This window comes from Mesorhizobium salmacidum (SeqCode) (assembly GCF_037179605.1).
GTDB classification, from domain to species: Bacteria; Pseudomonadota; Alphaproteobacteria; order Rhizobiales; family Rhizobiaceae; genus Mesorhizobium; species Mesorhizobium salmacidum.
Genome location: NZ_JAPYKS010000001.1, coordinates 131098 through 148686 on the forward strand (window position 1 = coordinate 131098; position 17589 = coordinate 148686).

At 63.4% G+C, this 17589-nt stretch carries 15 protein-coding genes; 7 read left to right on the forward strand and 8 right to left on the reverse strand.

Annotated features, from left to right (window positions below; all coding sequences use genetic code 11):
- The first annotated feature begins 83 nt into the window (after positions 1-83).
- Positions 84-809 (forward strand): UdgX family uracil-DNA binding protein, encoded by a 726-nt coding sequence (locus O7A60_RS00640; RefSeq protein WP_280940096.1) that lies wholly within the window; start codon positions 84-86, stop codon positions 807-809.
- A 217-nt stretch (positions 810-1026) separates the two neighbouring features.
- Here O7A60_RS00640 and O7A60_RS00645 read toward each other — a convergent pair whose 3' ends face one another.
- The 4 genes from O7A60_RS00645 to O7A60_RS00660 form a co-directional block, all read right to left on the reverse strand.
- Positions 1027-2292: a glycerate kinase type-2 family protein gene (locus tag O7A60_RS00645; protein ID WP_337104554.1), complete on the reverse strand. Its 1266-nt coding sequence runs from the start codon at positions 2290-2292 to the stop codon at positions 1027-1029.
- Positions 2289-2792 carry a heme-degrading domain-containing protein gene (locus tag O7A60_RS00650; protein WP_337104555.1) on the reverse strand — a complete coding sequence of 168 codons (504 nt, stop codon included), beginning with the start codon at positions 2790-2792 and terminating at the stop codon, positions 2289-2291. The genes O7A60_RS00645 and O7A60_RS00650 overlap by 4 nt, the downstream gene beginning before the upstream one ends.
- A 215-nt stretch (positions 2793-3007) precedes the next feature.
- Entirely contained in the window at positions 3008-4324 is a 1317-nt protein-coding gene (gene guaD / locus O7A60_RS00655) for a guanine deaminase (protein WP_337104556.1), read from the reverse strand.
- 2 nt (positions 4325-4326) lie between these two features.
- Positions 4327-5544: a urate hydroxylase PuuD gene (locus tag O7A60_RS00660; protein ID WP_337104557.1), complete on the reverse strand. Its 1218-nt coding sequence runs from the start codon at positions 5542-5544 to the stop codon at positions 4327-4329.
- Between the two features lie 132 nt (positions 5545-5676).
- Between O7A60_RS00660 and O7A60_RS00665 the strand changes: the two genes are divergently transcribed.
- On the forward strand, positions 5677-6597 hold the full coding sequence (locus O7A60_RS00665; protein ID WP_027142784.1) for a LysR family transcriptional regulator: 921 nt from the start codon (positions 5677-5679) through the stop codon (positions 6595-6597).
- 74 nt (positions 6598-6671) lie between these two features.
- On the opposite strand, the gene xdhC is transcribed toward O7A60_RS00665, so the two are convergent.
- From xdhC to uraH, 4 genes are all read right to left on the reverse strand, one after another.
- Complete coding sequence (gene xdhC, locus O7A60_RS00670; protein ID WP_337104558.1) at positions 6672-7583, reverse strand: xanthine dehydrogenase accessory protein XdhC; 912 nt, start codon at positions 7581-7583, stop codon at positions 6672-6674.
- Between the two features lie 64 nt (positions 7584-7647).
- A complete protein-coding gene (xdhB, locus tag O7A60_RS00675) occupies positions 7648-10011 on the reverse strand; it encodes a xanthine dehydrogenase molybdopterin binding subunit (protein ID WP_337104559.1) in 2364 nt (787 codons plus the stop codon).
- On the reverse strand, positions 10011-11492 hold the full coding sequence (gene xdhA, locus O7A60_RS00680; RefSeq protein ID WP_337104560.1) for a xanthine dehydrogenase small subunit: 1482 nt from the start codon (positions 11490-11492) through the stop codon (positions 10011-10013). The genes xdhB and xdhA overlap by 1 nt, the downstream gene beginning before the upstream one ends.
- A 3-nt stretch (positions 11493-11495) precedes the next feature.
- The gene (gene uraH / locus O7A60_RS00685; protein ID WP_140716344.1) at positions 11496-11870 is read right to left on the reverse strand and encodes a hydroxyisourate hydrolase; all 375 of its coding nucleotides are present in this window, start codon (positions 11868-11870) and stop codon (positions 11496-11498) included.
- A gap of 204 nt (positions 11871-12074) precedes the next feature.
- Here uraH and puuE point away from each other — a divergent pair, with 204 nt between their 5' ends.
- The 5 genes from puuE (at position 12075) to O7A60_RS00710 (ending at position 17541) form a co-directional block, all read left to right on the forward strand.
- Positions 12075-13493, forward strand: a complete 1419-nt coding sequence (gene puuE, locus O7A60_RS00690) for an allantoinase PuuE (RefSeq protein ID WP_337104561.1) — start codon at positions 12075-12077, stop codon at positions 13491-13493.
- 9 nt (positions 13494-13502) lie between these two features.
- The gene (locus O7A60_RS00695; RefSeq protein ID WP_337104562.1) at positions 13503-14366 is read left to right on the forward strand and encodes a bifunctional allantoicase/(S)-ureidoglycine aminohydrolase; all 864 of its coding nucleotides are present in this window, start codon (positions 13503-13505) and stop codon (positions 14364-14366) included.
- Positions 14363-14866, forward strand: a complete 504-nt coding sequence (locus tag O7A60_RS00700) for an ureidoglycolate lyase (RefSeq protein WP_337104563.1) — start codon at positions 14363-14365, stop codon at positions 14864-14866. The genes O7A60_RS00695 and O7A60_RS00700 overlap by 4 nt, the downstream gene beginning before the upstream one ends.
- The gene (locus O7A60_RS00705) at positions 14866-15459 is read left to right on the forward strand and encodes a nucleoside deaminase (protein ID WP_337104564.1); all 594 of its coding nucleotides are present in this window, start codon (positions 14866-14868) and stop codon (positions 15457-15459) included. The genes O7A60_RS00700 and O7A60_RS00705 overlap by 1 nt, the downstream gene beginning before the upstream one ends.
- A 96-nt stretch (positions 15460-15555) precedes the next feature.
- Positions 15556-17541, forward strand: coding sequence for a CocE/NonD family hydrolase (locus O7A60_RS00710; RefSeq protein ID WP_337104565.1), 1986 nt, complete (start codon positions 15556-15558; stop codon positions 17539-17541).
- Positions 17542-17589: the final 48 nt, after the last annotated feature.

Below are 17589 nucleotides of genomic sequence, written 5' to 3' on the forward strand. Positions count from 1 at the left end.
CGTCGTCATCAAAATGAGGTGGCGGATCAGCCTTCCCATAGAAATATTGGCGGAACCTTCCCGAGGGCTCGCTCATTCCTGACTTGATCGCGAGAGCGGACAAGGCCGCCAGGGATATGATTGCGAAGATGCCGACAACGCCGGCGCCGCACCACGCCAAGGTGCAGGCGAGGCACTGGCCGAAGCAGCAGCCAGCCGAAACACCTGATGACGATGCCGCGGACACGGTTTCCGAATTGCGAGAGGTCGCGAAGGGATGCCGCCGCTGTCCGCTTTGGCGCGATGCGACGCAGACGGTATTCGGTGAAGGGCCTGACAATGCCAAGGTGATTTTTGTCGGCGAACAGCCGGGCGACCAGGAAGACCTCGCCGGCCAGCCATTCGTCGGCCCGGCGGGCAAGGTGTTCGATGCCATATTGGACGATGCCGGGGTCGATCGCCTGAAGGTCTACGTCACCAACGCGGTCAAGCACTTCAAATTCGAGCCGCGCGGCAAGCGGCGCATCCATTCCAAGCCGAATGTCGGCGAGGTTCAAGCCTGCCGCTGGTGGCTCGACCAGGAGTTTGACCTGATCAAGCCGAACGTCGCCGTGGCGCTCGGCGCCACGGCGGCGCTGTCCTTGCTTGGCAAGGCGATACCGGTGACCAAGATGCGCGGCCAGGTGATCGAACGCGAGGATGGCTTGCGGGTCTTCATCACCATTCATCCCTCCTTCATCCTGCGCATTCGTGATCACGCCGACAAAGAGGCCGAACGCGAGCGGTTTTTGCAGGATATGAAGCAGGTGAAGCGGCTTATGGCCGCTTGATTGCCGGTCTAGAGCGGTTCAGTGTTTGTTGGAATCGCCGAACCGCTCTAACTCTTTGTTTTCACGCAATTCCAGGCGGAAAACCGCTACGCACTTTTCCTGGAATTGCTTTAGCGCGCGTCGCGTCGAAACGGCCTCATGCGACGCGCTTTAGGTCTTTGTGTTGATGCATATGCATGTCGTTCCCCCAAAACCGAGGTCACTTGGGCGACATGCATTAGCGGACGAGAATTGCCCTGAGATCGTTGACGTTCGTGCCGGTCGGGCCGGGCACGAAGAGATCGCCGACGGCATTGAAGGCCGTCCAGGCGTTGTTGCCGGCGAGCATCGCCTTGGCATCCACGCCCGCCGCGCGCATGCGCGAGACAGTCGAGCCGTCGGCGAAGGCGCCGGCGTTGTTTTCCGAACCGTCGATGCCGTCGGTGTCGGCCGCCAAGGCATGAATACCCTCCACGCGATTGATGCCGATGGCGAAGGCGAGCAGGAATTCCGAATTGCGGCCACCCTTGCCTTTGGCCCGCAAGGTCACGGTGGTCTCACCGCCCGACAGGATCAGAACCGGCTTTTGGAAGGGCCGGTTGCGCGTCGCCACTTCGCGCGCGATTGCCGCGTGGACGCCGCCGACCTCGCGCGCTTCGCCTTCAACGGCATCGGAGAGGATGACAGCTTCTATGCCTTGCCGCCTCGCTTCCACTGCCGCCGCTTCCAGCGACACACCGGCGGAGGCGATCAAGTGCACCTCGTTGCGCGCAAAGCGCTCGTCGTCGGGATCTGGCGCGTCGGCCGCAGGCGACTGGATGTGCGCCATGACCGCGTCCGGCAGTTTCATGCCATAGGCTGATATCGAAGCCAGGGCATCTTCACGGCTGCCGGTATCGGGAACGGTTGGGCCGGACGCGACAAGGGCCGGATTGTCGCCGGGGATGTCGGAGACCACCAGCGACACCACCTTGGCCGGCCATGCGGCGGCAGCCAGCCGGCCGCCCTTGATGGTGGAGAGGTGCTTGCGGATGGTGTTCATCGCCGCGATCGGCGCGCCGGAGGCGAGCAGCGCCTCGTTGACGGCGATCTCGTCCGCGAGCGTCAGGCCGGCGGCGGGAGACGGCAGCAACGCCGAACCGCCGCCGGAAATCAGCGCCATGACCAGATCGTCCGCCGTCAGCCCTTGCACCTTCTCCAGCAGCCGCCGCGAGGCCTCGAGCCCGGCGGCGTCCGGCACAGGATGCGCCGCCTCGATGATCTCGATGCGCTCGCATTTGGCGCCATAGCCGTAGCGGGTGACGACCAGCCCTTCGATCGGGCCATCCCAGACCTTTTCGAAGGCCGCGGCCATCTGCGCCGAGCCCTTGCCGGCGCCGATGACGATGGTGCGGCCCCTTGGCTTGGCCGGCAAATGGTCGCGGATGGTACGCTCCGGATCGGCGGCGGCGACGGCGGCATTGAAGATCGAGGTAAGAAAAACCTTGGGATCGGGCACGGTCATTCGGGGTCCGGGGACAGCGCCAGCTCGCGCCTGTCCATGCCCAGGTGATCGCACAGCGCATCGACCACCACGCCATGATCCTGGCGCTCCGGCAGGCCGGACACCGCGATCACACCGATGACACCGGCGCCCTTGACCGTGACCGGGAAGCCGCCGCCGGCCAGCACGTAGTCAGCAATATCCAGCCCCTCGCCGATCTTGAAGGTGCGGTCAGGACGTTGCTGTTCAAGCACCAGACGGTAAGTGCTTCTGAGATAGCGCTTCACGACATTGATCTTGCGCCGCGCCCAGTCGGGGTTGGAAGCGTTCGAACCCGGCATGGCGGCATAGAAAAGCGGCCGGTCCCATAGCCTGATGTCGACGATGACCGGCAGGTTCTCGGCCATTGCGCGACGACGGATGGCTGCGCCGATCTCGAAGGCGATCGCCTCGTCGAAGGCTGCGAAGACAAGTGTCTCTTCCTGTCTCTTGATCAGAGCGATGTCGTCAGCAACGGCCATGTCTCTTTTCTCCGAAAATCGTGACGTGTCGTTTGTACGACAACATCGGCCGGGTCAAGCTTGCATCGCGGCGCGCCCCTCATCCGGCCGCTGCGCGGCCGCGTTCTCCCGGTTGGGAGAAGAGCCTGGCGCCAGCGCCGGCGGCCTCCTCTCTCCTTGGGGAGAGGCCGGATCGCCCCGAATTGCCCTTCGCAATTCGGTTGGCAAGACGGGGTTCACCCCGCGATCATGTCGCTCTTGGCCGCGCGCCCCGCCACATAGACCTCGCGCACGGCGCGGTCGTCGCCAAGCGTCTGCAGCAGAAACAATTCCTGCGCCAGCGTCTCGACCGTTTCCATCCTGAGCCGCATGGCGGGCGTCGCCCTGGCATCGAGCACGACGATGTCTGCATCGGTGCCTTCCTCCAGAGTGCCGATCTTGTCCGCCACCGACAGCGCCTCTGCGTTGCCGCGCGTGATCTGCCAGAAGGACTGGAACGGGTTCAGCTTCTCGCCATTGAGCGCGATGACCTTGTAGCCCTCGTCCATGGTGCGCAGCATCGAATAGTTTGTGCCGCCGCCGACATCGGTGGCGGCCCCTATGCGCAACGGCTTGTCGCGGCGACGAAAGCGCTGATAGTCGAACAGGCCGGAACCGAGGAACAGGTTCGAGGTCGGGCAGAACACAGCCACCGAACCGCTGTCCGACAGCGCGTCCGCCTCGCGCTCCGACAAATGGATGCAGTGGCCGAACAGGCTCTTTTTGCCCAGCAGCCCATAATGCTCGTAAACATCGGTGTAGTCGCGCGACCAGGGGTAGAGTTCCCCGGTGAAGGCGATCTCGGCGTGGTTTTCCGACAGATGCGTCTGCATGTGCAGGTCGGGATGTTCGCGGCACAACGCGCCGGCCATCTCCATCTGCTCCGGTGACGAGGTGATGGCGAAACGTGGCGTGATGGCATAACGTTGGCGGCCCTTGCCGTGCCATTCGGCGATCAGCGCCTTGGTGTCGTCATAGCCCGATTGCGGCGTATCGAGCACGCCTTCGGGCGCGTTGCGGTCCATCATCACCTTGCCGGCGACGTTGAGCATGTCGCGCGCATGCGACTCGGCGAAGAAGGCTTCCGCCGACGCCTTGTGCACCGAGCAGTAGGCGGCAACCGTGGTGGTGCCATGGCGCACCGTCTCATCAAGGAACAGGCGCGCGATGCGGCGGCCATGCTGGGCGTTGGCGAATTTTGTTTCCTCGGGAAAGGTGTAGGTGTTCAGCCAATCGAGCAGTTCGGCGCCATAGGACGCGATGACCTGCATCTGCGGGAAATGCACATGGGCATCGATGAAGCCCGGCAGCAGCAGATGCGGCCGGTGGTCGATTTTTTTCGCCGTCTCACCGGCCTGTTTCTCGACATCGGCATAGGCGCCTGCTGCAACGATCCTGCCGTCGCTTATCAGCAGCCCGCCATCCTCCTCGTAGCGCCAGGCGGAGTGGTCGTCGATGGTTTGCGGCCAGCGCACGAAGGACAGCGTGCGGCCACGCAGAAGTGTCGAGGTCATGCTTATTTCCCCGCGCCTTCGAACCACGCCACCAGCAACGCCCGTTCCTTGTCTGATATCTGCGAGACATTGGCTGGCGGCATGGCGTGGCTGCGGCCGGCCTGCAGATAGATTTCGCGGGCATGCTCGGCGATGCCGGCGTCGGTATCCAGCATCACCCCCTTGGGTGCGTGATAGATGCCTTCATAGACCGGCTCCTGCGCATGGCACATCGAGCAGCGGCCGAGCACGGTGTCGCGCACCGCCGGGAAATGCGCCGAAGCGATATAGACCTCAGTCGCGGCGGAGGCCTTGGGTTCGCCGGTCAGCACCTTCGGCACCGTCGACAGCCAGATGATGATGAGAAACAGGACAAGGGCGCCCAGCCACGTCCAGTGCGGATTGCCGGCGCGCTTGTGCACGGTGTTGAAATAATGCCGGATCAGGACGCCGATGATGAACACCAGCGAGGCGATGACCCAATTGAACTCAGTGCCGAATGCCAGCGGATAGTGGTTCGACAGCATCAGGAACAGCACCGGCAACGTCAGATAGTTGTTGTGGAGCGAACGCTGCTTGGCGATCTTGCCGTATTTCGGGTCCGGCTTGCGGCCGGCGATGAGGTCGGCGACGACGATCTTCTGGTTGGGAATGATGACCATGAAGACATTGGCCGACATGATCGTCGCGGTGATCGCGCCCAGATGCAGGAAGGCGGCGCGGCCGGTGAACAGATGCGTCAGCCCCCAGGCGATGAACACCAGCACGCCGTAGAGGACCAGCATCAGGCCGGTGTCGCTTTTTCCGAGCGGCGAGCGGCACAAGAGATCATAGACCACCCAGCCGACGCCGATCGTCGCCATTGACAGCAGGATGCCGACCGGCACCGACATCGGCAGCACGTTGGGATCAATCAGGAACAGGTCAGCGCCGGCGTAATAAACCACGCACAGCATCGCGAAGCCGGACAGCCAGGTGGCGTAGGATTCCCATTTGAACCAAGTCAGGTGTTCCGGCATCTCGGCCGGCGCCACCAGATATTTCTGGATGTGGTAGAAGCCGCCGCCATGCACCTGCCATTCCTCGCCGAAGGCGCCGACCGGCATGCCCGGGCGCTGGCGCAGGCCAAGATCGAGCGCGACGAAGTAGAAGGACGAGCCGATCCAGGCGATGCCGGTAACGACGTGCAGCCAGCGCACGGCGAAGCTCAGCCAGTCCCAGAAAATCGCGAAATCCATCATTGAAGTCGTCCCTGCCGATCCGGTGACTTTACGGTGTGGTGCGCAAACGAAAAGAGGCGAGGTATACGATGACTTTCAAAAAAAATTGGAAAATACTAGGTTGATGGCCACAAACCGGCGAAGGTGCTCCGTATGGCCTATCTCGACAACATCGCCGTCTTCGTCCGCGTCGTCGAGCTCGGCAATCTGTCGGCGGCCGGCCGCGACATGCGCATTTCGCCGGCTGTCGCCTCCAATCGCATCAAGGAACTGGAGAAGCATCTCGGCGTGCGGCTGTTCAACCGCACCACCCGGCAGTTGATGCCAACGGAACACGGTACCGTTTTCTATTCCGGCGCCAAGCAGGTGCTGGAAGCGATCACCGAGGCGGAGGCTGCCGTCTCGGCGCTGTCCGGCCAGCCGCGCGGCACCATCCGCGTCACCGCGCCGCTCGGTCTCGGGCGACGGCTGGTGGCGTCGGGCATTCCCGATTTCCATGACAAGTACCCTGACATCGAGGTGCGGCTCAGGCTCTCGGACCACAATGTCGACATCATGAAGGAAGGCATCGACGTCGCCTTCCGGCTCGGCATCATCGAGGATTCCAGTCTTCGGATGCGCGGCATCATGGAATGCGAGCGCGTGCTGGTCGCCGCACCAAAATATCTGGAGGCGCGCGGCGAGCCGATGGAGCCGCAGGAGCTGATCGGCAGGAAACATGACTGCCTGATGCTGCGCTATTCCGGCGCGCGCGAATATGTCTGGACCTTGCAGACGCCGACCGGGCCACAAAAGTTCGAGGTACACGGCCCCTACGACACCGACGATGGCGACGTGCTGACCGGTTGGGCGCTGTCAGGGCGGGGCATCATCAACAAGCCGCGCTTCGAGGTCGAGCCGTTCATCCGCGACCGCCGGCTAAAGGTGATCCTGAGCAACACGCCACCGACGCCGGTGCAGTTCGCGGCCGTTTATCCGCACAAGAAGCTGCAGGACCCCAAGGTGCGGCTGCTGCTCGACTTCATGGCGGAGCGCTGCCAGCGGCTGATCAAGGATCTTCTGGCCGGCAAGTAGGCGGAAGAGCGAACTGGCCTGCAAGTGATCGCCTCGTGGCCTATCCGATCCGGTTGCCTTGCGTGAAAGCCAGCCTAGGCTGGTCTAGCCGGGGCCATCACCTTGCCCTGCAGGGCCCGATGATCCGGGGTCACGTGGCTGACGAGCGCCGTCATGATCTCGGCGGCCGCCAGCGCGGCGATGATAGGCGGGCGCTTGTCCTTGACCGCATCGCCGCCGATCGGCGAGACGAGGCGGGCGAATTCAGCCTCCGTACCGTCCGCCGACTTCAGGAACCAGCTCCTGAATGTGGCTTTCTTGGTCTTCGAGCCGATCATGCCGACATAGGCCGCGTCGTCGCGTTTCAGCGCTTCGGCGACGATCAGGAAATCGAGCGCATGGTCATGGGTGAGGATGGCGAAGGCGGTGCCGGCCGGAGCGGTGCGCACCTCGGCCTCCGGCATGGGGGTCAGCCGTGTCTCCACGGTTTCCGGCATGCCTTCCAGCGCCTCGGCGCGAGTCTCGATCACGACGCCGCGCACGGGAAGGAGCGCAATGGTCGACGCCAGTGCCTGGCCGACATGACCGCCGCCGAAAATATAGACATGCGGCATATGAGCTTCCTCGGCTTCCGCCACCGCGACCAGTTCGGCGGCCAATGCGGTATCGACCAACCGGATCAGCACCTCGACCCGCCCGCCACAGCACTGGCCGATTTCGGGGCCGAGCGGGACGTCAAGCGTGGTGCGGACTTCGTCGACCGCGACGCGGGACGTCGACTGCAGGCGGTTGGATCCACCCGATGGCGCCACCATCTGCCGCGCCTTGTCGATGGCCATGTATTCGAGTTGACCGCCGCCGATCGTGCCAAAGATCGCCGTTCGCGAGACGAGCATGAAGGCGCCTTTCTCACGCGGCGTCGAGCCCTTGGTGCCGGCCACTTCGACCAAGGCAAGACGGCCGGCGCCGCCGAGAAAGGCTTTCAGGCTTTGTACTTTCGAGGTCATGGTTTCACGGTTCCCGAATGGGAAATATAGGCTTTTTCGGTCCGAATTGCACGTTCTGCCCGATTCAGGCGCCAGCCTTGACCGCTTTCTTCAGCCGCTCGATTGCCATCAGCACGCGTTCCGGCGTTGCCGGGGCGTCGAGGCGCGGGCAGATCTTGTGGTCGGCGACGCTGGCCACTGCGTCCGACAGGGCGTGCAGCACCGCCATGCCATGCGGCAGCGGCGGTTCGCCGACCGCCTTGGAGCGATGGATGGTCGGTTCATAGGCCTGCGACCAGTCAGTCAGCGCCACGTTGAAGATCTTCGGTCGGTCCGACGCCAGCGGGATCTTGTAGGTCGACGGCGCATGCGTGCGCAGCCGGCCCTTGTCGTCCCACCACAATTCCTCGGTGGTCAGCCACCCCATGCCCTGGATGAAGCCGCCCTCGACCTGGCCGAGGTCGATGGCCCGGTTCAACGAACGGCCGCAATCGTGCAGGATATCGGCGCGCTCGACGACATATTCGCCGGTTAGCGTGTCGACCGACACTTCGGCGCAGGCCGCGCCATAGGCGTAGTAATAAAAGGCGTGGCCCTGGCCCTTGCCGCGGTCCCAGTGGATTTTCGGCGTCTTGTAGAAGCCGGCGGCCGAGAGCTGCACACGCGCAATATAGGCCTGCTTGACCAGATCGTTGAAGCTGACCTCCTGGTTGCCGACGCGCACCCGGTTTGGCAGGAACACCACCTGGTCGACAGGGATCTGGTATCTCTCGGCGGCAAAGTCGGTCAGCCGCTGGCGGATCTGGCGCGCCGCGTTCTGCGCCGCCATGCCATTGAGGTCGGCCCCCGAGGACGCCGCCGTCGGCGCGGTATTGGGCACCTTGGCGGTGGTGGTGGCGGTGATCTTCACGCGGTCGAGGTCGATCTGGAATTCCTCGGCCACGACCTGCGCCACCTTGAGGTGCAGGCCCTGCCCCATTTCGGTTCCGCCATGGTTCATGTGCACCGAGCCGTCGGCATAGACATGCACCAGCGCGCCGGCCTGGTTGGACTCGGTCTTGGTGAAGGAGATGCCAAACTTGACCGGCGTCAGTGCCAAGCCGCGCTTGATGAAGCGGCTGTTGGCGTTGAACGCGGAAATCTCGCGACGGCGGCGTGCATAGCTGGCGCTCTCTTCCAGTTCCGCCACGATGCGCTGGATGATGCAGTCCTCGACCTTCTGGTGATAGGGCGTGACGTTGCGGCCGCCGATCGCCTCCATCGGATCGTAGAAATTCAGCTTGCGGATCTCGAGCGAATCCTTGCCGACCGAAAAGGCGACCTCGTCGATGACGCGCTCGGCGCCGATCATGCCTTGCGGGCCGCCGAAGCCACGAAAGGCGGTGTTGGAGACGGTATTGGTAAAGAGCGGCGCCGATTTGGCCAGCACCGCTGGATAGAAATAGGCGTTGTCGCAGTGGAACAGCGCACGATCGCCGACCGGGCCGGACAGGTCGGCTGAAAAGCCGCAGCGCAAAGCGTAGGTGAAGTCGACGCCAAGGATGTTGCCCTCGTCGTCGAAGCCGACCTCGTAGTCGATGGCGAAATCATGCCGCTTACCGGTGGCGGTCATGTCCTCGTCGCGGTCGAGCCGGATCTTGACCGCGCGCTTCAGCCTCTTGGCGGCAATGGCGGCGATCGCGGCGCACTGATTGGCCTGCGTTTCCTTGCCGCCGAAGCCGCCGCCCATGCGGCGCACCTCCACCGTCACCGCGTTACTCGGCACGCCGAGCGTGTGGGCGACCAGATGCTGCGTCTCGCTCGGCCCCTGGGTCGAACAGTAGACGGTCACCTCGTCGTCCTCGCCGGGGATGGCGAGCGACACCTGGCCTTCGAGGTAGAAATGGTCCTGGCCGCCAAGCCACATGCGGCTCTTGATGCGGCGGGGCGCTGCCTGGATTGCCGCGGCCGCATCGCCGCGCTTCAGGACCAGCGGCGTGGTCACCTGCTTGTCCCTCGTTGGATCTAGGTCCCAGATGTCGATCACGGCGGGAAGCTCGTCATACTCGATCCTGGCCAGGCGCGCGGCGCGCCGGGCTGCCTCGCGCGTCTCGGCAATCACCGCGAAGATCGGCTGGCCGAAGAACTGCACCTTGCCTTCGGCGAGCACCGGATCGTCATGCATATTGCTGGGCGAGACATCGTTTTCGCCCGGTACGTCGGCATAGGTGAGCACGTCGACGACACCAGGGGCCGCGCGCACCTCCGAGAGGTCGACGCTTTTCAGAACGCCATGCGCCACCTTGGACAGGCCAAGGCCGGCATGCAGCGTGCCGGCCGGTTCCGACATGTCGTCGATATAGACGGCGCCGCCGCTGACATGCTTGTGGGCGGAATCATGCCGCTGGTCGGTAGCGATGCCGCCGACGATCTTCTCGGCTTTGAGGTTTGATGTGGCGTGCTTGTTCATCAGGCCGCCTCGCTGCGCGATACCTGCACCGGCACCTTGGTGCCCGTGGTTTCCACGTAAAAGCGCAACAAAAGGTTTTTCGCTGCCAGCGCTCGATATTCGGCGCTCGCGCGCATGTCGGTGAGCGGCGTGAAGTCCTTGGCGTATTCGGCCATCGCAGCCTCCACCGTCGCTTCGCTCCAGGCCTTGCCGATCAAAGCCTGTTCAACGGCCGTAGCCCGCTTCGGCGTTGCCGCCATGCCGCCATAGGCGATGCGGATATCGGCCACCGTGCCGTCCGTGGCCAGAGCCAGGCAGAAGGCCCCAAGGGTCGCGGTGATGTCCTCGTCGCGGCGCTTGGTGACCTTGTAGACGGCGAATTTCACGTCCTTTGCCGGCACCGGCACATGCACGGCCTCGACGAACTCGCCTGGCTGGCGGTCCTGCTTGCCATAGGCGATAAAGAAATCCTGCAATGGGATCGTGCGCCGCGTCTTGCCCTTGCGCAACGTCAGCCGCGCATCGAGCGCGATCAACGGTGGCGGCGTGTCGCCGATCGGCGAGCCGTTGGCGACGTTGCCACCGATCGTGCCCATGTTGCGAACCTGTTCGCCGCCGATGCGGTCGAACAACGGCCCCAATGCCGGGATGCGTTTCGACAGTGTCGAAAAAGCTTCGGTGTAGGTGACACCGGCGCCGATCGATATGACACTATTGTCTTCCGTGATGGTGCAAAGCCCCGGCAGATTGCCGATGAAGATCGCCGGCGAGATGTCGCGCATATGCTTGGTCACCCACAGGCCAACGTCGGTCGAACCGGCGACGACGGTGGCGGCGGGTTCCTTTTCGAAGATGGTCGCGAAATCGTCGGCATCGGCCGGCACGACCAGCCGTGTCTTGCCGGAGCCCATCTCGATCCTGGCGCCGTCGCGCAACGCCTGCAGCCGCGTCGTGATGTCCCGGCGCTCCGCCGCCAGCGGATCCTTCGCCGCCTTGCCATAGCTCGAGATGGCGTGCGCGGCACGCATGATCGCCTCGTAACCGGTGCAACGGCAGAGATTGCCTTGCAAGGCTTTTTCGATGGCCGCGTTCGAAGGGTCCGGCCACTTCATCCACAGGCCATAGAGCGACATGACAAAACCCGGCGTGCAGAAGCCGCATTGCGAGCCGTGGAAATCGACCATCGCCTGCTGCACAGGATGCAACTGGCCAGCTTCGCCACGCAGATGCTCGACCGTCACGACATGGGTGCCGTCGAGCGAGCCGAGGAAGCGGATGCAGGCATTGACGCTTTCATAGGTCAGTCCGGCGGCCGAAAGCTTGCCGATGAGCACGGTGCAGGCGCCGCAATCGCCCTCGGCACAGCCTTCCTTGGTGCCGCGCAGCGAACGGTCGAGCCGCAGCCAGTCGAGCAAGGTCGCATCGGGCGCCACGGATGACAGCGCGATATCCCTGCCATTGAGAATGAAGCGGATTTCGTTGCGGATGTTGACCTTGGCCATGCCTCAGCTCCCCCTGTAGGTGGAATAGCCGTACGGCGAGATCAGCAATGGTACATGATAATGCACCGCCTCCGCCATGCCGAAGCGGATCGGCACGCTGTCGAGGAAGGCAGGCGCGGGCAGCTTCGTGCCCTGGCCGCGCAGATAGTCGCCAGCCGCGAACACCAGTTCGTATTCTCCGGTGCGGAAGTCGGCACCCGCCAGCAGCGGCGCGTCGCAGCGGCCGTCGGCGTTGGTGACGACCTCCTTCAGAAGCGTGCGATCGGCACCGTCGAGACGGTAGAGCGCGATCGACAATCCCGCCGCCGGCCTGCCGGTCGCGGTATCCAGGACATGGGTCGTCAGACGCCCGCCATCGGCTTTCGACGTTTCTGCCATTGGCCGCCTCCCATTTTCCAATACGAATAAATTGGTCGGTACAATCGAGCACTAACGATGAATTGTGCGCCAATTAAAGGCGATGCATAAGTCCCGGTCGAGCGGAGTGCGACAAAAACACTTTCAAAAATTTTGAGGGGAATGCGAGAAGCACCCTTTCGATATCCTGATCATACTTCCGGTGATGCCGGGCGCGGAGGGACGATGCGTTACACCAGGGACATGCGTGGCTACGGAGCCAATCCGCCGGATCCGAAATGGCCTGGCGGCGCGCATGTCGCCGTGCAGTTCGTCGTCAACTACGAAGAGGGCGGCGAGAACTGCGTGCTCCACGGCGACAAGGCTTCGGAAGCCTTCCTGTCGGAAATCGTCGGTGCGGCGCCCTGGGTGGGCCAGCGCCACTGGAACATGGAATCAATCTACGAATATGGGGCGCGGGCCGGCTTCTGGCGGCTGTTGCGCCTGTTCAGCGAAGAGCAAGTGCCTGTGACCTGCTATGGCGTCGCCACGGCGCTTGCGCGCTCACCCGACCAGGTCACGGCCATGCAGGAAGCCGGCTGGGAAATCGCCTCGCACGGGCTGAAGTGGATCGATTACCGCGACCACGACGCCGAGGACGAGCGCCGCGACCTCGAAGCGGCGATCAAGCTGCATTACGAGGTGACCGGCCAGCGCCCGACCGGCTGGTACACGGGCCGCACATCGGTCAACACGGTGCGGCTGGTGGCCGAAGAAGGCGGCTTCGATTACGTCTCGGACACCTATGACGACGAACTGCCTTACTGGTTCGAGCATGCGGACGGCACGCAGCTCATCATCCCCTACACGCTCGACGCCAACGACATGCGCTTTGCCACGCCGCAGGGTTTCAACTCGGGCGACCAGTTCTTTGCCTACCTCAGGGATAGTTTCGATACGCTCTATGCCGAGGGCAAGGCAGGCAGGCCGCGCATGATGAACATCGGTCTGCACTGCCGCCTCGTCGGGCGGCCGGGCCGGGTGGCGGCGCTGAAACGCTTCGTCGATTATGTCAAATCGCACGACAAGGTCTGGCTGGCACGGCGCATCGACATCGCCAAGCACTGGCAAGAGAACCATCCCTATAAGCCGGCCGCTCTGCGCCCGTCGAAAATGGAATTCGAGACGTTCGTTCACAGCTTCGGCGGGGTGTTCGAGCATTCGCCCTGGATTGCCGAACGTGCCTACGAGCTGGAGCTCGGCCCGGCGCACGACACGGCCGGCGGCGTGCACAATGCGCTCTGCCGTATCTTCCGTTCCGCCAGCGAAACCGAGCGGCTCGGCGTGCTCAACGCCCATCCCGACCTCGCCGGCAAGCTGGCCAAAGCCAGGCGGCTGACGGCGGAATCGACCAGGGAACAGGCTTCCGCCGGTCTCGACGCGCTGACCGACAAGGAGCGTGAATTGTTCTCCAAGCTCAACGCCGCCTACGTCACCACCTTCGGCTTCCCCTTCATCATCGCGGTGAAAGGCAAGACAAAGGAGGAAATCCTCGCCGAATTCGAAGCCCGCATCGGCAACGGCCGCGGCGTCGAATTCGAAACCGCCTGCAAGCAGGTCGAGCGCATCGCGCTGCTCCGCCTCAAGGACATGCTTCCACAATAGGTTTGAACCATGGATACGATCAGGATGCCCGAGCGCACCTATTATGCCCCACAGGGCGGCCATTCCGGCCAGAACGAACTTCTGACCGGACGCGCCGTCTTCACCGAGGCCTATGCCGTCATTCCCAAGGGCGTGATGCAGGACATCGTCACCAGCGCCCTGCCGTTCTGGGACAAGACCCGCGTCTGGATCCTGTCGCGGCCGCTGTCCGGCTTTGCCGAGACATTTTCGCAATACATCGTCGAGGTCGCGCCCGGCGGCGGCAGCGACCGGCCCGAGCCCGATGCCGGCGCCGAGGGCGCCCTGTTCGTGGTCGAGGGCGAACTGGCGGTTCTGCTCGACGGCAAGAAGCATAGCTTGAGCCCCGGCGGCTATGCTTTCCTGCCGCCTGCCAGCGGCTGGACGGTCCGCAACGAAAGCAAGGCGGCTGTCCGCTTCCACTGGATACGCAAGGCATATGAGGCGGTCGACGGCCTCGGGATTCCCAAGGCCTTCTTCGCCAACGAACAGGAGATCGCGCCGACCCCGATGCCGGGCACCGAGGGCCGCTGGGCAACGACGCGGTTCGTCGATCCCGGCGACCTGCGCCACGACATGCACATGACCATCGTCACGCTCGAGCCCGGCGCGGTCATCCCTTTCGCCGAGACACATGTCATGGAACACGGGCTCTATGTGCTCGAAGGCAAGGCGGTCTACCGGCTCAACCAGGACTGGGTGGAGGTCGAGGCCGGCGACTATATGTGGCTGCGCGCCTTCTGCCCGCAGGCCTGCTATGCCGGCGGCCCCGGCAAATTCCGCTATCTGCTCTACAAGGATGTCAACCGCCACGCCAAGCTCGGTGGGGCTGGCATCGCGAAGCGGACGTCATGACCCGCATCGTCGCGCGGCCGCTGACCCGTGAGGCCTTTGCCGAATTCGGCGACGTCATCGACATGGGCGGCGACAATCACTATCCGATCAATGGCGGCAAGGCCGAGCGCTACCACGCTCTCGCCACCGCTGAAGCGGCAGGACATAACGCCCGCGTGCTGATTTCCATGGTACGCGGCACGCCCTACGAGATGCCGCTGAAGCTGACCATGGTCGAGCGTCATCCGCTCGGCAGTCAGGCTTTCATCCCGCTGTCGCCGCGTCCGTTCCTGGTCGTCGTCTGCCATGAAGGCAAGGAGGGGCCGGGCGAACCACATGCCTTCATCACCGCGCCGGGGCAAGGCATCAACTATTGCCGCAATCTCTGGCACGGCGTGCTGACGCCCATCGGAGAGCCTCAGGACTTTTTGATCGTCGACCGTGGCGGCGACGGCGCCAATCTCGAGGAATTCCATTTCTCGCATGCCTACGAGATCCATATCCCCGACGAGAGCTTGTGATGACCGACATTTCGCTGATCGACCGCCTGCTCGACGTGATCGAGCACGACATCGTGCCGAAGACGGCAGAAGGTGTCGCGCACGGCAACAAGCTGTTCGGCGCGGCGATCCTGCGCAAGGGCGACCGGTCGCTGGTGCTGGCCGAGACCAACAACGAGATGGAAAACCCGCTCTGGCATGGCGAGGTGCATTGCCTGAAGCGCTTTTACGAAATGCCCAAGGCCGAACGTGTCGACACGAAAGATGCCATCTTCATTGCCACGCATGAACCCTGTTCGCTCTGCCTGTCGGCGATCACCTGGACCGGCTTCGACAATTTCTACCATTTGTTCAGCCACGAGGATTCGCGCGACAGTTTCGCCATTCCGCATGATCTCAAAATCCTGAAAGAGGTCTTCACCCTTGATCCCGGCGGCTACAACGCCGAGAACGCCTATTGGAAAAGTTTTTCCATCCGCAGGCTGGTAAGAGCGCTGCCCGAGGTCGAGCGCCAGCGGCTGGAGGAGCGGATCGGCAGGATTTCCGGACGCTATGACGAGCTGTCCGGCGTCTATCAGGCGAACAAGGCCGAAAACGACATTCCGCTAAATTGACGGTATGAAACAGGTAGCGGCACAGGTCGCATATTTCGCTGCTCCAGTCGCGAATGACGATTGAAAGTTCTCGTGCCGCGGAGCGTTATGCCTGCCATGAAAACCATCACCGAATTTCCCCGCAAGGTCGTCGAATTTCCCGACATGGGCATCGTCATGCCCGATGGCTGCCGGCTGTCGGCGCGGGTGTGGATGCCGGAGGATGCGGACGACGATCCAGTACCTGTCATCCTTGAGCACCTGCCTTACCGCAAGCGCGACGGGACGATCTTTCGCGATCAGCTTACCCATCCCTATTTCGCCGGCCACGGCTACGCCTCGGTCCGCGTCGACATGCGCGGCAATGGTGATTCCGAAGGGCTGATGGACGACGAATATTCCGAGCAGGAACTGCAGGACGCCTGCGATGTCATTGCCTGGGCGGCGGCGCAGCCCTGGTGCAACGGCAATGTCGGCATGATGGGTATTTCCTGGGGCGGCTTCAATTGCCTGCAGGTGGCGGCCAAACAGCCGCCGGCGCTCAAGGCAGTGATCAGCCTGTGCTCGACCGTCGACCGCTATGCCGATGACATCCACTACAAGGGCGGCTGCCTGCTGCTCGAGAATTTCGGCTGGGCCTCGACCATGCTGTCCTATTCGTCGCGGCCACCGGATCCGCTGATTGCCGGCGACGACAAATGGCGCGATCTGTGGCTGAAACGGCTGGAGAACCAGTCGTTCCTTTTGCCGCTGTGGCTCAGCCACCAGCATCGCGACGCCTATTGGAAGCGCGGTTCGATCTGCGAGGATTTTTCCGCTGTTCATGCCGCGGTGCTTTCGATCGGCGGCTGGCACGACGGCTACCGCAACACGATCTCGCACCTCGTCAGCAACATCGAGGCCCCGGTCAAGGGCATCGTCGGCCCGTGGATCCACAAATACCCGCACTATGCCGAACCCAAGCCCGCCATCGGCTTCCTGCAGGAAGCGCTGCGCTGGTGGGACCACTGGCTGAAGGGCGCCGAGACCGGCGTCGAGGCCGATCCCGACTACCGCGCCTATGTGATGGACAGCGTACGTCCCGCCCGCTGGCATCCGGAGCGGCCCGGCCGCTGGATAGCCGAGCAGGAGTGGCCGTCGTCCAGCATAGCGGTTGAAGCGATCGAACTCATTTCCCCTGATGCAGGGCCTTCAACCGTCGCTTCGCCGCAGACCTGCGGGCTTGCCGGCGGCGAATACTTTCCGTTCACCTTCGGGCCGGAATTGCCGGGTGATCAGCGCCCTGACGATGGGCTGTCGGCGTGTTTCGACCAGCCTGAGCTCACCAAGCCGATCGAGATCGTCGGCGCGCCGGAGCTTGAGGTCCTGCTTGCCTCCGATCGGCCCCAGGCCAACATCGCGGTCCGGCTTTGCGACGTGCATCCCGACGGCGCCTCGGAACTTATCTCCTATGGCGTGCTCAATCTGACGCACCGCAACTCGCATGAATTCCCCGAAGCACTGGTCCCCGGGGAGACGGTTTCGGCGCGTGTCGTGCTCGACCAATGCGCCTACCGCGTGCCGGCCGGCCACCGTCTGCGCGTCGCCGTTTCGACCGCCTACTGGCCAATGATCTGGCCTTCGCCGGAACCGGCACGACTGACCTTGTCGGAGGCCACGCTATCGGTGCCGTTGCGCCTGCTGGCAACAGGCGACGAAGCCGTTTTCGCCGAGCCGGAAGGGGCCGCGCCCTGGGCGACCGAGACGATCCGTCCCGCCAATTCCGAACGCCATGTCGACCGCGACGAAAAGACGGGAATCGTCACGCTTTCCATTGCCGATGATTTCGGCGAGGTGCGCGATCTCGACCACGGCCTGGTCAACGGCAGCATCGCCCGCGAAACCTGGACCATCCATCCCGACGATCCTCTATCAGCCTCTGGGAAAACACACTGGACGCAGACCCTGTCGCGAAATGGATGGTCGGTCCGCACCGAAACATGGGCCCAGATGCGGTCGGACGCACAAAACTTCATCGTCAGCGCCAGAATCGAGGCCTACGAAGGTGAAAACCTCGTCTTCGAGCGCGATTTCGACGAAAAGGTCCCGCGCGCGCTGGTTTGAGTACTGAAATCGTTGGTCCAAATGCGACGTGCGATTTACGCCACGGCA

Coding starts and splice junctions, on each gene's coding strand:
- O7A60_RS00645 (WP_337104554.1), bottom strand. CDS start 2,292: ATGACCGTGCCCGATCCCAAGGTTTTTCTTACCTCGATCTTCAATGCC.
- xdhB (WP_337104559.1), bottom strand. CDS start 10,011: ATGAACAAGCACGCCACATCAAACCTCAAAGCCGAGAAGATCGTCGGC.
- O7A60_RS00705 (WP_337104564.1), top strand. CDS start 14,866: ATGACCGACATTTCGCTGATCGACCGCCTGCTCGACGTGATCGAGCAC.
- xdhA (WP_337104560.1), bottom strand. CDS start 11,492: ATGGCCAAGGTCAACATCCGCAACGAAATCCGCTTCATTCTCAATGGC.
- O7A60_RS00700 (WP_337104563.1), top strand. CDS start 14,363: ATGACCCGCATCGTCGCGCGGCCGCTGACCCGTGAGGCCTTTGCCGAA.
- xdhC (WP_337104558.1), bottom strand. CDS start 7,583: ATGACCTCGAAAGTACAAAGCCTGAAAGCCTTTCTCGGCGGCGCCGGC.
- O7A60_RS00650 (WP_337104555.1), bottom strand. CDS start 2,792: ATGGCCGTTGCTGACGACATCGCTCTGATCAAGAGACAGGAAGAGACA.
- puuE (WP_337104561.1), top strand. CDS start 12,075: ATGCGTTACACCAGGGACATGCGTGGCTACGGAGCCAATCCGCCGGAT.
- uraH (WP_140716344.1), bottom strand. CDS start 11,870: ATGGCAGAAACGTCGAAAGCCGATGGCGGGCGTCTGACGACCCATGTC.
- guaD (WP_337104556.1), bottom strand. CDS start 4,324: ATGACCTCGACACTTCTGCGTGGCCGCACGCTGTCCTTCGTGCGCTGG.
- O7A60_RS00710 (WP_337104565.1), top strand. CDS start 15,556: ATGAAAACCATCACCGAATTTCCCCGCAAGGTCGTCGAATTTCCCGAC.
- O7A60_RS00665 (WP_027142784.1), top strand. CDS start 5,677: ATGGCCTATCTCGACAACATCGCCGTCTTCGTCCGCGTCGTCGAGCTC.
- O7A60_RS00695 (WP_337104562.1), top strand. CDS start 13,503: ATGGATACGATCAGGATGCCCGAGCGCACCTATTATGCCCCACAGGGC.
- O7A60_RS00660 (WP_337104557.1), bottom strand. CDS start 5,544: ATGATGGATTTCGCGATTTTCTGGGACTGGCTGAGCTTCGCCGTGCGC.